General features: G+C 64.3%; 12 protein-coding genes. 5 read left to right on the plus strand and 7 right to left on the minus strand.

All coding sequences use genetic code 11. From position 1 onward, the window contains the following. The first annotated feature begins 48 nt into the window (after positions 1-48). Together NG701_RS12315 and NG701_RS12320 are read left to right on the plus strand one after the other, a co-directional pair. Positions 49-1,026 carry an ABC transporter substrate-binding protein gene (locus NG701_RS12315; protein ID WP_252567831.1) on the plus strand — a complete coding sequence of 326 codons (978 nt, stop codon included), beginning with the start codon at positions 49-51 and terminating at the stop codon, positions 1,024-1,026. A 430-nt stretch (positions 1,027-1,456) separates the two neighbouring features. Further along, a complete protein-coding gene (locus tag NG701_RS12320; protein WP_252567833.1) occupies positions 1,457-3,613 on the plus strand; it encodes an amylo-alpha-1,6-glucosidase in 2,157 nt (718 codons plus the stop codon). A gap of 78 nt (positions 3,614-3,691) precedes the next feature. Here the strand turns inward: NG701_RS12320 and NG701_RS12325 are convergent, their stop codons facing one another. The 5 genes from NG701_RS12325 to NG701_RS12345 form a co-directional block, all read right to left on the minus strand. Beyond that, entirely contained in the window at positions 3,692-4,378 is a 687-nt protein-coding gene (locus tag NG701_RS12325; RefSeq protein ID WP_252567834.1) for an aspartate/glutamate racemase family protein, read from the minus strand. After that, positions 4,368-4,565, minus strand: a complete 198-nt coding sequence (locus tag NG701_RS12330; RefSeq protein WP_252567836.1) for a hypothetical protein — start codon at positions 4,563-4,565, stop codon at positions 4,368-4,370. Before NG701_RS12330 ends, NG701_RS12325 begins: the two co-directional genes overlap by 11 nt. A 112-nt stretch (positions 4,566-4,677) precedes the next feature. After that, entirely contained in the window at positions 4,678-7,011 is a 2,334-nt protein-coding gene (locus NG701_RS12335) for an FdhF/YdeP family oxidoreductase (protein WP_252567838.1), read from the minus strand. A gap of 107 nt (positions 7,012-7,118) precedes the next feature. Continuing rightward, positions 7,119-7,739, minus strand: coding sequence for an MBL fold metallo-hydrolase (locus tag NG701_RS12340; RefSeq protein ID WP_252567840.1), 621 nt, complete (start codon positions 7,737-7,739; stop codon positions 7,119-7,121). Continuing rightward, positions 7,736-8,860 (minus strand): S-(hydroxymethyl)mycothiol dehydrogenase, encoded by a 1,125-nt coding sequence (locus NG701_RS12345; protein WP_252567842.1) that lies wholly within the window; start codon positions 8,858-8,860, stop codon positions 7,736-7,738. Before NG701_RS12345 ends, NG701_RS12340 begins: the two co-directional genes overlap by 4 nt. Before the next feature lie 459 nt (positions 8,861-9,319). On the opposite strand from NG701_RS12345, the gene NG701_RS12350 reads away from it, so the two are divergent. From NG701_RS12350 to NG701_RS12360, 3 genes are all read left to right on the plus strand, one after another. Beyond that, positions 9,320-10,678, plus strand: coding sequence for an MFS transporter (locus NG701_RS12350; RefSeq protein WP_252567844.1), 1,359 nt, complete (start codon positions 9,320-9,322; stop codon positions 10,676-10,678). A 62-nt stretch (positions 10,679-10,740) separates the two neighbouring features. After that, complete coding sequence (locus NG701_RS12355) at positions 10,741-11,997, plus strand: aminopeptidase P family protein (protein WP_252567846.1); 1,257 nt, start codon at positions 10,741-10,743, stop codon at positions 11,995-11,997. An 81-nt stretch (positions 11,998-12,078) separates the two neighbouring features. Next, on the plus strand, positions 12,079-12,903 hold the full coding sequence (locus tag NG701_RS12360) for an IclR family transcriptional regulator (RefSeq protein ID WP_252567848.1): 825 nt from the start codon (positions 12,079-12,081) through the stop codon (positions 12,901-12,903). A 125-nt stretch (positions 12,904-13,028) separates the two neighbouring features. Here the strand turns inward: NG701_RS12360 and NG701_RS12365 are convergent, their stop codons facing one another. Continuing rightward, positions 13,029-13,316, minus strand: coding sequence for a hypothetical protein (locus NG701_RS12365; RefSeq protein ID WP_252567850.1), 288 nt, complete (start codon positions 13,314-13,316; stop codon positions 13,029-13,031). Next, positions 13,303-14,046 carry a GAF and ANTAR domain-containing protein gene (locus tag NG701_RS12370; RefSeq protein WP_252567852.1) on the minus strand — a complete coding sequence of 248 codons (744 nt, stop codon included), beginning with the start codon at positions 14,044-14,046 and terminating at the stop codon, positions 13,303-13,305. Before NG701_RS12370 ends, NG701_RS12365 begins: the two co-directional genes overlap by 14 nt. Positions 14,047-14,171: the final 125 nt, after the last annotated feature.

The following is a 14,171-nucleotide window of genomic DNA, read 5'->3' on the forward strand; positions in this document are numbered from 1 at the left end:
CAGGGCATGGAGGACCCCCACGCATTCCCCCCAACAAGGAGACCAAAGATGAAAAAAGCTGGACTGCTGTTGAAACGAACTGTCCCGGCGGTGGCTGGAGCTGCTGCCGCAGCCCTACTACTGGCTGGTTGCGGCGGCGCCTCGGTGAACCAGGTGGCTGCTGCCACCGGTGCTGCCGAGGCGCCCTGCGGAAGTGTTAATGTCGCGATGAACGCTTGGGTGGGGTATACGGCCAATGCCGCTGTGTACAGCTATGTGGCGGAGAACAAGCTTGGCTGCACCGTGGTCCAGAAGGACCTTAACGAGCAGATCTCCTGGCAGGGCTTTGCCTCAGGCGAAGTGGACGTGGTGATCGAAAACTGGGGGCATGAGGATCTGGCCAAGCAATACATCACGGAGCAGAAAGTCGCTGTCGACGCCGGCCCTACCGGCAATGAAGGACATATCGGCTGGTACGTACCGCCGTGGATGGCAGAAAAGTACCCGGACATCACCGACAGCAAGAACCTGAACAAGTACGCTTCAATGTTCGCAACATCCGAATCCGGCGGAAAAGGCCAGCTCCTGGACGGCGACCCGGCCTTCGTCACCAATGACGAGGCGCTGGTCAAAAACCTCAACCTCGACTACAAGGTGGTCTTCTCTGGTTCGGAAGCGGCGCTGATCCAGTCGTTCCGGACGGCGGAGCAGAACAAGACGCCGTTGCTCGGCTACTTCTACGAGCCGCAGTGGTTCCTGTCCGAAGTTCCACTCAAGAAGGTCAATCTGCCGGAGTGGACCGAAGGCTGCGACGCCGAGCCCGAGAAGGTGGCCTGCGACTACCCGACCTACACGCTGAACAAGATCATTTCCAAGAAGTTCGAGGACAGCGGCTCACCTGCAGCCAAACTGGCCAAGGCCTTCAAATGGACCAACGAGGATCAAAACTCCGTGGCCACAGACATCCAGGGCGGCATGACGCCCGCGGCCGCGGCCAAGAAGTGGGTGGACGCGAATCAGCAGGTTGTAGATTCCTGGCTCAACTAAGCGCGACCGTACCGGGCCAGGAAAAGTCACCCACCCAGGGAGATCCGTGGGTGGGTGACTTGTTTCCCCCACACGTCGGTTTCGCGCTGCAGGCGCTGGGTGATCAGTTCGACCCGGCGGGACATCCGGGTGCCGACCTGGAGCCGGTCGCCGGGCCAGCTGGAGGCCTCCCGGGAGTCTTCGAGGGCTCGGCCATCCCCAGTGCGCGGACAATATCTTCCTTGAACTGTTCCCTTCGAGTGTCGCGAAAGTAGTTCAGCATCGGCTCAAGGCATTGCAAGGCTTGGCTCAAGGCCCGGCCACGCGTCCACTCTGGCATCGCGGAGTAGCTAGGCGTAGCGTCATTCACACAGGCAGGCGGCGGCGTCGTCGGGTTGGATTTGTGGTCGGGCGCCGCCTCACCGGTGTCAAGCCTTTGAAGGAGTCGGCGATGGCCGGATGGAACGCGGATACAGCTGCCGGGCCATTGGGGTCCGGGACGGTCACGCTGGTGGAAGGTTCATCATTCTGTATTTCCTCGGCCAACGGAGACATCCATCCGGAACACCCGCACGGGGTTTTCCATGAGGACACCCGGATCCTGTCCCGCTGGAATCTGACCGTCAACGGCCAGTCCATCGAGCCCTTGGCGGCGGAGACGAAGGAGCCGTACCGCGCGCTGTTTGCCGGCCGCGTTCCGCGTTCGGACGGGTATGCGGACAGCCCGCTGATCGTGGAGCGGCTGCGCGAAGTGGGGGCGGGAATCCTGGAGGAGATCACCGTCAGGAACTACTCGGCCGACGCCGCTGAGTGCGTGGTGGAGTTGAGCGTTGAAGCGGATTTCGCGGATCTCTTCGAGGTCAAGGAGGCCCGGATCCAGCGGCACTGGGAGGAAAGCCGCGAGCCGGACGGTGACACGCTGACCATCCGGGCCGCCTGGCAGGACGTCCGGAAGGGAGTCGTTGTCAACGCAGGTGGCGCCGACATCGAAGCGGAGGCCCTGACCTACCGGACGGTCATCCCGCCGCACGGAGAGTGGAACACCTGGGTCAGCGTAGTGCCCAAGGTCGACGGCACGGGCCCCGCGGAGCCGTTCGCCCACTCTGCTGCCGGGGAACTGTCCCCCCGCGACCGGCGCCGGCAGGCCTGGGTGTCCAAGATTCCCGTGCTGCACATGGGCAACCGCTCCATCGAACGGACCCTCCGCCGCAGCTACGACGACCTCGGCGCCCTGCGGATTGAGGATCCGCAGCACCCGGACCGGATCGTCGTGGCTGCCGGTGCGCCCTGGTTCATGACCCTCTTCGGACGCGACTCGCTGTTTGCCTCCATCATGTCGATGCCAGTGGACCCGTCCCTCGCCCTGGGCACCGTGCAGACGCTGGCCGACCGCCAGGGCAGCGCGGTGGATCTGATGAGCGAGGAAGAGCCCGGCAAGATTCTGCACGAAGTCAGGCTCGACGTCTCCAGCGGGCTGGCGCTGGGCGGAAAATCCGCCTACTACGGCAGCGTCGACGCCACGCCGCTGTTCCTGATAGTCCTTGGCGAGGTGAGCCGCTGGGGTTTTGGCGCGGAGACCATTGCCGCACTGCTGCCCCATGCGGACCGGGCGATGGAATGGATCCGGACATACGGGGACCGCGACGGCGACGGCTTCGTCGAGTACGCGCGCCTCAACGAACGGGGCCTGATCAACCAGGGCTGGAAGGATTCGTGGGACGGCGTCAATTTCGCCGACGGCCGCATGGCCGAGGCACCGATCGCGTTGTGCGAGGTGCAGGGGTACGTCTACGGCGCGTACATGGCGAGGTCGTGGTTGGCATACGACGCCGGTGACGAGGCTTTGGCCTCTGACCTCCGGGACCGCGCGGCACGGCTGAAGAAGCAGTTCAACGAACAGTTCTGGATGCCCGAGCGCGGCTACTACGCCATCGCGCTGGACCGCGACAAGCGTCAGGTCGATGCGTGCGCGTCCAACATGGGCCACTGCCTGTGGAACGGCATCATCGACGAGGACAAGGCGCCGATGGTGGTGGAACGGCTAATGTCCCCGGAAATGTTCAGCGGCTGGGGAGTGCGGACCCTGGCAACCGACATGGGCGCCTACAATCCTGCGAGCTACCACAACGGCTCGGTCTGGCCGCACGACAATGCGGTCATCCAAGCCGGCCTCCTGCGCTACGGGTTCGTGGAAGAGGCACAGCGGATCTCCACGGCCCTGCTGGAGGCGGCCGAGTACTCGGAGGGGCGACTGCCTGAACTGTTCTGCGGCTTCGACCGGGAGCACTTCGCCGCGCCTGTGCCCTACCCCACCGCGTGCTCACCGCAGGCGTGGGCGGCCACCACACCAATCTTCCTGGTGACGAACCTGATGCGTTACAACCCGCACGTCTCCGAGGGTGGGCTGTGGATGGACCCCGTGCTGCCGGAATCCTACGGGGACCTCCACATCACCAACGCACCCATGGCCGGCGGCCGGATCACCATCGACGTTTCCGGCTCCGAGGCGACCATCCACGGATTGCCCGAGGGCATGGTGCTCCACAACGGAACACGGCCCTGGATGGCCGACCTGGTGCAGAACGCCAGGATGCACAAGAAGGACTAGGGACTGCAGGAGAGGCCCGGGATTGCGAGGACAGCCGCACCCGGTCCGGCAGGTGCGGCTGTCCTATGTTCTGCTGGGCTACTTTCGGCCGAGCGTCTCCAGCAGCAGCCCGCAGGCGCTCGGGACAGGCTGGATAATCTCCGCACGGGTGGTCTGCGCAAGCCGCAGGGCTGTGGCGCTGAGCGGTCCCCCGGCAATGATGAGGGCCTCGGCGCCGTCCAGCGCAGTTGATTCCCCGACGGCGGCCGCGAGCTCCCGGTACTGCTGCTCGGGGTCCGCTGCCAGCACCAGGGGTTCCGAAGCAGTCAGGCGCACTCCGGTGAAAAACTCGGACTTGCCGTGTGCCGCCACGAGTCTGGCGAGGGATGCGGCCAGCAGCGGCGTGCTCGCGGCCATCCCGAACCTCCGGTTGCCCCGTGATGCCGCGTGGATGGAGCCCTGGCCTATACCAAAGACGGGAACGGCGAGTTCCTCGCTGAGTTGCTCACGGCCGGGATCCCCGATGGCAGCCACGATTACCGCGGCCACCGTGCCGCCGCCGGGCCCCACGAGGTAATCCAGTGCTGCACGCCGGACGTGCTGCCGGGATTCGGCCAGGGCGGTTGGGTCGGTGATCAGGGCTGGTCCGGCCGCCGCAGTGAGCCCGATGACTTCCAGGCCGTGGGGCGCGAGCCCGGCAGCGGCCAGGTCCGTCATCATGGCCGTCGTCCTGGCATTCGTGTTCAGGTTGATCAGCAGAACGGTGTGTGAAGTTTCAGTGCCCATAGATCGCAACCTCCTCCTCTGCGGCATCGGCACCTTCCTCGAGCGGCTTGCCGAAGGTCTCAGGCGGGAACTGGACGGTGATGGCCAGGATGCCGAACAGCACCGCGAGCGTGGTGAACATGCCGCCCAGTCCGGAGGCATCAGCGTTCTGCTCGAGGGCGTCGAAGAAAACGCCCAGAAGAATCATGAAGACGATCTGGCACCAAAAAGCGACGGCGACGCTCCGGACCTGCCGGAGTGTCGCCGTCGTTCCCGGCTCACTTATTCATTGGGAATGGGCCAGCCGCACGCGGTGGGAGCTATCCCGCCGGCGCCGCTCCTGCGGAGGCATCAGCAGCGTGCGGCACGAACCGGACGAACATCGCCTTGAAGCCGGGGGTGTTGGATTCCCTGGCCACGTTCTCCTTGTGGACCAGGGCATTGGCCTCGGGGAAGTACGCCGCAGCGCAGCCTTTCGCCGTCGGGTAAGCCACCAAACGGAACTTGTCCGCCTGTCGATCATGCCCCCGGAACGTGCTCACCACGTCCACCAGGTCCCGGTCCAGGAAACCGAGCTCGGCCAGGTCCTCGGGGTGTACCAGGATCACGCGGCGGCCGTCGGAGATTCCGCGGTATCTGTCGTCCAGGCCGTAGAAGGTGGTGTTGTACTGGTCGTGGCTGCGGATGGTCTGGAGTACCAGGTGGCCCTCGGGCGGGATCAGGTACTCCAGCGGGCTGACCGTGAAGCGGCCACGGCCGATGTCCGTCTTGAAGGACCGGGTATCCCGCGGGGGGTTGGGCAGCACAAAGCCGTTCCTGGTCCGGATCCGGGCGTTGAAGTCCTGGAAGCCCGGGATGACGCGGGAGATGTGGTTTCGGACCACGTCGTAGTTCCCGGCCATGGCCTTCCAGTCCACAAGGTGGTCCGGCCCGAAGGTGGCCTCGGCCATCCGGGCAATGATCACCGGCTCGGCGAGCAGGTGCTCTGACACCGGCTGCAGCCTGCCCTGGGTCGAGTGGACCACGGACATGGAATCCTCCACGGACAGGAACTGGGCACCCTTGGGATGCTTGTCGTCCTTGTCAGTCCGGCCCAGCGTGGGCAGGATGAGGGACGTGCGCCCGTGCACCACGTGGGACCGGTTCGGCTTGGTGGACACGTGCACCGTCAGGCCGATCCGCTGCATCCCGGCCTCCAGGGTCTCCGTATCCGAGCAGGCCAGCGAGAAGTTGCCGCCCATGGAGACGAAGACGTCCACGTCGTTCCGGTCGAAGGCTTCCATGGCTTCCACTGCGTCGTAGCCGTGGGGGCGGGGGGAGGTGATTCCGAATTCCTTGTCCAGGGCTTCGAGCAGCCACTCCTTGGGCTTTTCCCAGATGCCCATGGTCCGGTCGCCCTGGACGTTGGAGTGGCCGCGGACCGGGCAGGCCCCGGCGCCGGGCTTGCCGAAGTTACCCTGCAGGAGCAGGACGTTGACCATTTCCTTGATGGTGTCCACCGAGTGCGGCTGCTGCGTCACGCCGAGGGCCCAGCAGAAGATGGTGGCCTTGGACCGGACCAGCATCCCGGCCACGATTTCGATCTGTTCTCGGGACAGTCCGGTCGCCTTCTCAGTTTCCGCCCAGTCCAGCTCACGGCGGGCGTCACTGTAGGCATCAAACCCGTCCGTTTGCGCATCGATAAAGGGGCGGTCGACGACGGTGCCCGGGTTCCGGGCCTCCTCGGCCAGCAGCAGGTGGCCGAGGGCCTGGAACAGCGCCAAGTCCCCGCCCACCTTGATCTGCAAATACTCGTCCGCCAGCGGCGTGCCGCCGCCGACCACACCGGAGATGGTCTGCGGATCCTTGAAGTTGAACAGCCCAGCCTCCGGCAGCGGATTGACCGCCACGACCTTGCCGCCGTTGTCCTTGCACTCCTTCAGCGCCGACAGCATCCGGGGATGGTTGGTGCCGGGGTTCTGCCCGACGACGAAGATCAGCTCCGAATCGTGGATGTCCTCCAGGGACACTGTCCCCTTGCCGATGCCGATGGTCGGGTTCAGCGCCGAGCCCGAGGACTCGTGGCACATGTTGGAACAGTCCGGCAGGTTGTTCGTGCCCAGGGCCCGCGCGAACAACTGGTACATAAACGCCGTCTCGTTCGCGGTGCGGCCGGAGGTGTAGAAGACGCACCGGTCAGGCGTGGAGGCCCGGATGTGCTCGCCAATCAGGTCGAACGCTTCGGCCCAGGAGATCGGCGAATAGTGGGTCTCCCCTTCCCGGATCACCACCGGCTCGCTCAGCCGGCCCTGGTTACCCAGCCAGTACTCCGTTTTCCCGGACAGTTCGGCGATGGAATGCCTGGCCCAGAACTCCGCCCCAACCGTCCGGAGGGTGTTTTCCTCGGCCACGGCCTTGGCACCGTTCTCGCAGAACTCGGCCGCCTTGCGCTTCGTGGCAGATTCCGGCCACGCGCAGCCGGGGCAGTCGAACCCGCCCTGCTGATTCAGCCGCAGCAGGGACTGCGCCGTCCGGGTCACGCCAGCCTGGGCCACGGCCCGCTCCAGTGCCACCATCACGGCTTTGACTCCGGCCGCTTCCGTTTTGGGTTTGTGGACTGCGAGGTTGTCCTCGTTGATGTCTGCGACGGGGGCTGGCTGCTTACCGAACTTCATTGTTCCAACTTCCTTTGCGGCTCACGCCATTCATGTCCGAAACGCCCATTGAGGCGCGCCAGCTGACCTGGCGCGCCTCAACGGGATGCTGATGTTCAAGACCCTGCTTACTGGGAAACCTTAGCCAGCGTTTCCCGCTCGGCCCCGATGGTGGTGTTTTCGCCGTGGCCGGTGCGGACCACCGTCTCGGGCGGGAGGATGAGCAGCCGTTCGCGGATCGAGGCGAGGATCGTGTGGTAGTCGCTGTAGGAGCGTCCCGTCGCACCCGGGCCGCCGTTGAACAGCGTGTCCCCGGTGAAGACAGTTCCCTCACTTTCGAGCAGGAAGCAGGTGGAGCCGGGGGAATGGCCGGGCGTGTGGATGGCCCGCAGCGCGGTGCCGCCCACCTCGAAGACGTCGCCGTCGGCCAGCTCCCGGTCCGGTTCCGTGTCGGGATAGACCTGCTTCCAGAGGACCAGGTCCTCCGGGTTCAGGTAGATGGGCGCTCCCACGGCCTCCGCCACGGTACGTGCAGCCCCGATGTGGTCGTTGTGCGCATGCGTGAGCAGGATGGCCAGGACCTTCCGGCCCCGGACCTGGCCGATGATCGCCGCGGCGTCGTGCGGGGAGTCGATGATCACGCATTCGTCCTCGTTGCCCACGATCCAGACGTTGTTGTCCACGTCCCAGGTGCCGCCGTCGAGCGCAAAAGTGCCCGAGGTGACCAGGTTTTCGATGGTGACGCTCACGCGGTCTCCGTCGCGGACACGGCCCCAGCGGCCGGACGGATTTCTACGACCGAGCGCAGGACCTTGCCCTCGTGCATCTTGGCGAAGGCTTCCTCCACCTGGTCAATGGTGATGCGCTCGGTGACGAAGGCGTCCAGGTCCAGGTTGCCCTGCTTGTAGTGCGCCACCAGCATCGGGAAATCACGGGAGGGCAGGCAGTCGCCGTACCAGGACGACTTCAGCGAGCCACCCCGGCCGAAAACGTCCAGCAGGGGAAGCTCAAGCTTCATGTCCGGCGTCGGGACGCCCACCAGGACCACACGCCCGGCGAGGTCGCGGGCGTAGAACGCCTGCTTGTACGTTTCGGGACGGCCGACGGCGTCAATCACCACGTCGGCACCATGGCCGTTCGTGAGGGCCCGGATGGCCTCGACGGGGTCTTCCTTGCTGGAATCCACGCCGTGCGTGGCCCCGAGGGACCTGGCCATGGCCACCTTGTTGGCGTCGATGTCCACGGCGATGATCGTGGTGGCACCGGCCAGCTTGGCGCCCGCGATCGCGGCGATGCCCACCCCGCCGCAGCCGATTACGGCCACGGACTCGCCGCGCTTGACCTCACCGGTATTGATGGCGGCGCCAATGCCGGCCATCACACCGCAGCCGAGCAGCCCGACGGCGGCGGGATCGGCGTCGTCATCCACCTTGGTGCACTGCCCGGCGGCGACCAGGGTCTTCTCCGCGAAGGCGCCGATGCCCAGCGCGGGCGAGAGTTCCGTGCCGTCCTCAAGTGTCATCTTCTGCGTGGCGTTGTGCGTGTTGAAGCAGTACTGCGGCTGGCCCTTGGCGCATGCCCGGCATTCACCGCACACCGCACGCCAGTTCAGGATCACGCGGTCACCGGGAGACACCTCGGTGACGCCCGGTCCGACGGCGCTGACCACCCCCGTGGCCTCATGGCCCAGCAGGATGGGGAAATCGTCAGTGATGCCGCCCTGCTTGTAGTGCAGGTCCGTGTGGCAAACCCCGCAAGTGAGAATGTCCACCAACGCCTCCCCCGGACCGGGGTCCGGGACCAGGATGGTCTCCACCGATACCGGGGCATTCTTTTCCTTGGCGATGACCGCCTTGACTCTGTGAACCATTAGCTGGTGTTCCTTTCCTGAGTCCACGGACTCCTGGGCGACGGCGCTCCGGGCAATCCAGACGACCCGTCGGGTTCAAAAGGTTCTAACGCCGCAGCTCCGGGCCCTCAACCGCTGGCTGCTGAACTGAAGTTATTGCGTATTACACAACACGGTGCACATAGCGCGTAATCGAAAATATGTCAGCCGCCACGGAGGGTGTCAATAGAGCGCTCTTGGGCTGCGTTCGTCCGCTGTCCGGGTGAGGGCGTGGGCGCCTGCCAATTGTCGCAACATGCTTTCATCCTACGCAACTGCTTGCGTCGTCCTCTCTTGCCGCGCGTCGCCGGGAAGCCAGACACTGCCCCCGCGGGGAGCTGTATGCCGTGATGCAAAATAACCATTGACTGTGTTCCTGATCACGCCTAGTCTGGTGCAACAGCGTTGCGCTGATTGCAACCCCAACAACTTGGTGGATACATGAGTAACGAAACTTCCTCTCCCGCTCGTGCGGGCGGCCGCAGCACCATGAGCGGCCAGAATTTTGAACCTGCTGACAACGTGGTCAGCAAAGAAACGCGCCGCAGAGTCATTGCGGCCAGCTTCATCGGCAATTTCGTCGAGTGGTTTGACTACGCCGTGTACGGCTATCTTGCCGTCACGATCGCGACAGTCTTTTTCCCTGAATCAGATCCCCAGACAGGGCTTCTGCTGACGTTCGCCCTGTTCGCAATCTCGTTCCTGGTGCGGCCCCTCGGAGGCTTCGTCTGGGGCCACATCGGTGACAGGGTGGGCCGGCGGACAGCGCTCTCCCTCTCGATCTTGATCATGTCAGGAGCAACCTTCTGTATAGCCCTCATTCCGGGCTATGCCACGATCGGCATCTGGGCTCCCATCCTGCTTCTGGTCATCCGGGTAGCGCAGGGTTTCTCCGCTTCTGGTGAATACGCAGGAGCTTCCGCCTTCTTGGTCGAGTACGCTCCCGCCAACAAGCGCGGCCTGTACGCCGCGGTTGTTCCCGCCAGTACGGCAGCGGGCCTGCTCCTCGGCTCCTTGATCGCAGGCCTGTTGACAGTCCTTCTCAGTTCCGAGGCCATGCAAAGCTGGGGTTGGCGCCTGCCGTTTCTGCTGGCCGCCCCGATGGGACTGATCGGCCGCTACATCCGGACCAAGCTCGAGGACACCCCGGTGTTCCGCGAGCTGGCGGCCGAGGACGAGGCCATCAAGGCGCCCGTGTCCAGCCTGTTCCGGAACCACTGGCGGCAGCTGCTGCAGGCCGTCGGAGCAGTGCTTCTCAACGCCGTCGGGTTCTACGTGATCCTCAGCTACATGCCCACCTATCTGTCCTCGGAACTGGGCCTCGGAGCAACCGAATCCTTCCTGGCAACCACCATCGCGCTGGTCACGTACATCGGCTTTATCTTCCTGACCGGGATGCTTTCGGACCGGTACGGACGCAAGAAAGTGCTCATCGCCGCATCCATTACCTTCATTGTGCTGACAGTGCCGGCCTTCGCACTGCTGGGAACCGGGAACTTCCTGGTCATCGTCCTCGTGCAGATCCTGCTGGGCGCGATGCTCACCCTCAACGACGGAACGTTGCCCAGCTTCCTCGCCGAGATGTTCCCCACCCGGGTCCGCTACAGCGGCTTCGCGGTCAGCTTCAACCTCTCCAACGCCCTGTTCGGCGGCACCGCCCCGTTCATGGCCACGCTCCTGATCGCGGCCACTGCAAGCGATCTTGCCCCGGCCTGGTACCTCGTGGCTGCGGCAGTCATCTCCCTGATCGCCGTTTCACTATCCAGGGAAACCTGCAAAGAACCGCTGCGCCACGAATAGCCAACCTCGTTCAACCGCTTCTCCCCTCAAGCAAAACCGCACCAAAGAAAGGCATCACCACCATGACCACCACAGCATCTGAAAACGCCACGTCCGTCGCCGAACTGGAGCGGCTGAAGGTCCTCAACAACGGCCAGAAGGTCTCCCTGACCTTCTCCGACACAGAGTTCGAGCGGCGCATTGCCGGTCTTCGCCGGATCATGGCAGAGAAAGACCTGGACGCCGTCGTCCTGACCAGCTACCACTCCATCAAGTACTACTCCGACTTCCTGTTCACCACCTTCGGCCGCTCCTACGCCATGGTGGTCACCAAGGACGACACCGTCACCGTCACCGCCAACATCGACGCCGGCATGCCCTGGCGCCGCAGCTACGGCGACAACATCGTCTACACGGACTGGCGCCGCGACAACTACATCTTCGCCATCCAGGAAGTCCTGCGCACCCGCGGCATCAACCCGCGCCGCCTCGGCGTCGAAGACGACTCGCTGCCGCTGGATAACCGCAACAAGATCCAGGCCGCCTTCTCCGGCGCCACCCTGGTGGACGTGGCGCAGGCAGCGATGCGCCAGCGCATGATCAAGTCAGCGGAGGAGATCGAGGTCATCAAGCACGGTGCCCGGATCGGCGACCTCGGCGGCGAGGCCATCCGCAACGCCATCACGGCCGGCATCACGGAGTACGAGGTCGCCCTGATCGGCACCGAGGCGATGGTCCACGAGATCGCCAGGACGTTCCCGGACTCCGAAATCCGCGACACCTGGGTCTGGTTCCAGTCCGGCATCAACACCGACGGCGCCCACAACTGGGCCACCACCCGCAAGATTCAGGAACACGACATCCTGTCCCTGAACTGCTTCCCCATGACCTCCGGGTACTACACGGCCCTCGAGCGCACCCTGTTCTACGGCGAACCCGATGCCCGCTCCCTGGAACTCTGGAACATCAACGTGGAGGTCCACAAACGCGGCCTTGAACTCATCAAGCCCGGCGCCGTGTGCAAGGACATCGCCGCGGAACTCAACGAGATCTACGTGGGCCACGGGCTGTTGGCGAACCGGACGTTCGGCTACGGACACTCGTTCGGTGTCCTCAGCCACTACTACGGCCGCGAAGCCGGGCTGGAGCTCCGCGAGGACATCGACACCGTGCTGGAGCCGGGCATGGTGGTCTCCATGGAACCCATGATCACCGTCCTCGATGGCCAGCCAGGCGCCGGCGGCTACCGCGAACACGACATCCTGGTTGTCGGCGACGACGGCGCCGAGAACATCACCAAGTTCCCCTTCGGCCCGGAATACAACATCATCGGAGCCTGACCCGCCGATATGCCCGCCTGGAAGCGGCACAGCCCCTGCGGTGCCGCTTCCAGGCATTCATAGGTAATGATAGGTAGCACCATGAGCGCAACAGAACACCCTGACACCAACGGCAACGGCGATGCCAAGGGCGCCTCAGTCATCGTCAACGCGATTGCGGTCCTGAGGTCATTCACGGCAGACGAACCGTTGCTTGGAGTTACCGAGATCGCCAACAGGGTGGGTCTGCACAAGAGCACTGTTTCACGGATACTCGCAACCTTCGAACAGGAACATTTGGTCGAGCGGGATCCTGACACACGCCGCTTCCGCCTCGGCCTGGGACTGATCGCCGTCGCCGGCCCGCTCCTGGCCGAGCTGGAAGAACGGCGCGTCGCCTATCCTGTCCTGCGCGAACTCACGGAGCGGACAGGCGAAACCAGCGCACTCATGGTTTGGAACGGTAATGAGTCAATGTGTGTGGAACAGATCGCCAGCCATCACCAGATAAAACACACCACCCCGCTCGGCGCCCGCTACAGGGACGCCATGAGCTCCTCCGTGCAGGTCTTCCTCGCGCAGGAACCGGAAGAACGCGTCCGTACCCTCCTGCGCAGCGGGGCCATCACCTATGCAGGGTTGGACGAATCCAGCCTGGATGCCTACATGGTCCGGCTCAAGGACGACGCCCGACGCGGCTGGGCCATAAACTACGGCGAATCCTCCATTGACGAAGTGGGGATCTCGGCACCCGTCTATGATCACCGCGGCGACCTTGTGGCAGCAGTCCTCATCCCGGCCCCGCGGTTCCGCGTCTCCAAGGAGCGCCTGCAGAGCCTCGGCGAATCCTGCAGGGCAGCGGCGGACAAAGTCACCGCACGGCTGGGCGGCAACGCCCCTGGCACCATCAAACGCTCTCTCACTTAACGCAGGAAAATCACCAACGCTCTCTCACTTGCCTCAAGAAAGCGAGAGGGCGTGCGGCTCAAAGCTGCATCAAGTGAGAGAGGGTTCGGCTAAAAGGGGCATTAAGTGAGAGAGCGTTTGGCCCGCTAGGAATCCTCGGGCCGGGCCGGATCCCCGGACCCCAGCTCGTCCGCAAAGGGCGCGCGCGGGCCGGGCTGGTCGGAGGAAAGCTCGTTGGCCGCCATGGCCAGGAGGTCCCGCTGCAGTTCGGGCAGGGAAAGAAGTCCCTGCATGTAGGCCTCCACTTCATACTCACCGACCGATCCGCCGATGCCGAAGTAGTAAAGCCACAGGTCACCCGTGCTGACTTGTGCTGCTGCCAATGCTGCCTGGAGCCGGCGGCGTTGCTCCGGTTCGCTGCTATCGAAGCCCATCACTACTGCCTCTACGCGGGTGGGAGGCCACACCTGCCAAGACAATGGCGCTGACTTCCTTAAGCATGCTGCGCGTCGCGCGAGCCTGCCGCATCAGCTGCTGCAGGGCGGCGTCCTCTGTGAGAGTTCGGCGCTCCATGAGTATTCCGCAGGCCCGGTTAATCAGATCCCTGCTGTGGAGAGCCGATTGAAGGCTCTCACTGATGCGTTCCGGAGTTTCGGCAGTCTGGATATGCGAGAGAAGGGTTGCCGCGGGTGAGGCAAAAAGCTCCACGAGGGCAGCGGTGGCATCCACAAAAGCGCCGGGGGTGGCGGCGTAGATCTTCATTGCACCTATGGCCTGCCCGTCGGCGATCAGCGGGGTGCTGATGACTGAGCGGATTGGCATGTCAACGACGGCGGCGCTCCAGTTTGGCCAGCGGGCTTCAGTTGCAACGTCATGGATGAGGATGCTCTGTTGGGTGGCCCAGGCTGTCAGGCAGGGCCCCTGGACCAGTTCGTACTGAAGGGCGTCAGCGCCTTCCACCACGCTGTCGGTAGACCCGGAACTGATCGGGCGGGCATGCGGATCAAGGATTGAGACACCTGCCCCAAGAGTCCCCGGGATGGAATCCCTAACGGCGCGGGCCAGATGCTGGACGGCGTGGTCCACTTTTTCTTCCGTGAGGAGCAGCCCCATAATCCTGCCCAAGGCAGTGGATAGTTCATCCAGGGGATACTTCTTGATCATGTTTTTGCCTCCGGCCATTCTGCGTGACCGGCCTCCGGCGGGCCTCCGGCGGGCCGGATGAGCCTGTTTGTGAACCGTTCAGCGCTTCAGGTAAAGCCTAGCGTGCGTGGTGGGCTGCGCACCCG

Source organism: Pseudarthrobacter cellobiosi (genome assembly GCF_023913815.1).
Taxonomy (GTDB): domain Bacteria; phylum Actinomycetota; class Actinomycetes; order Actinomycetales; family Micrococcaceae; genus Arthrobacter; species Arthrobacter cellobiosi.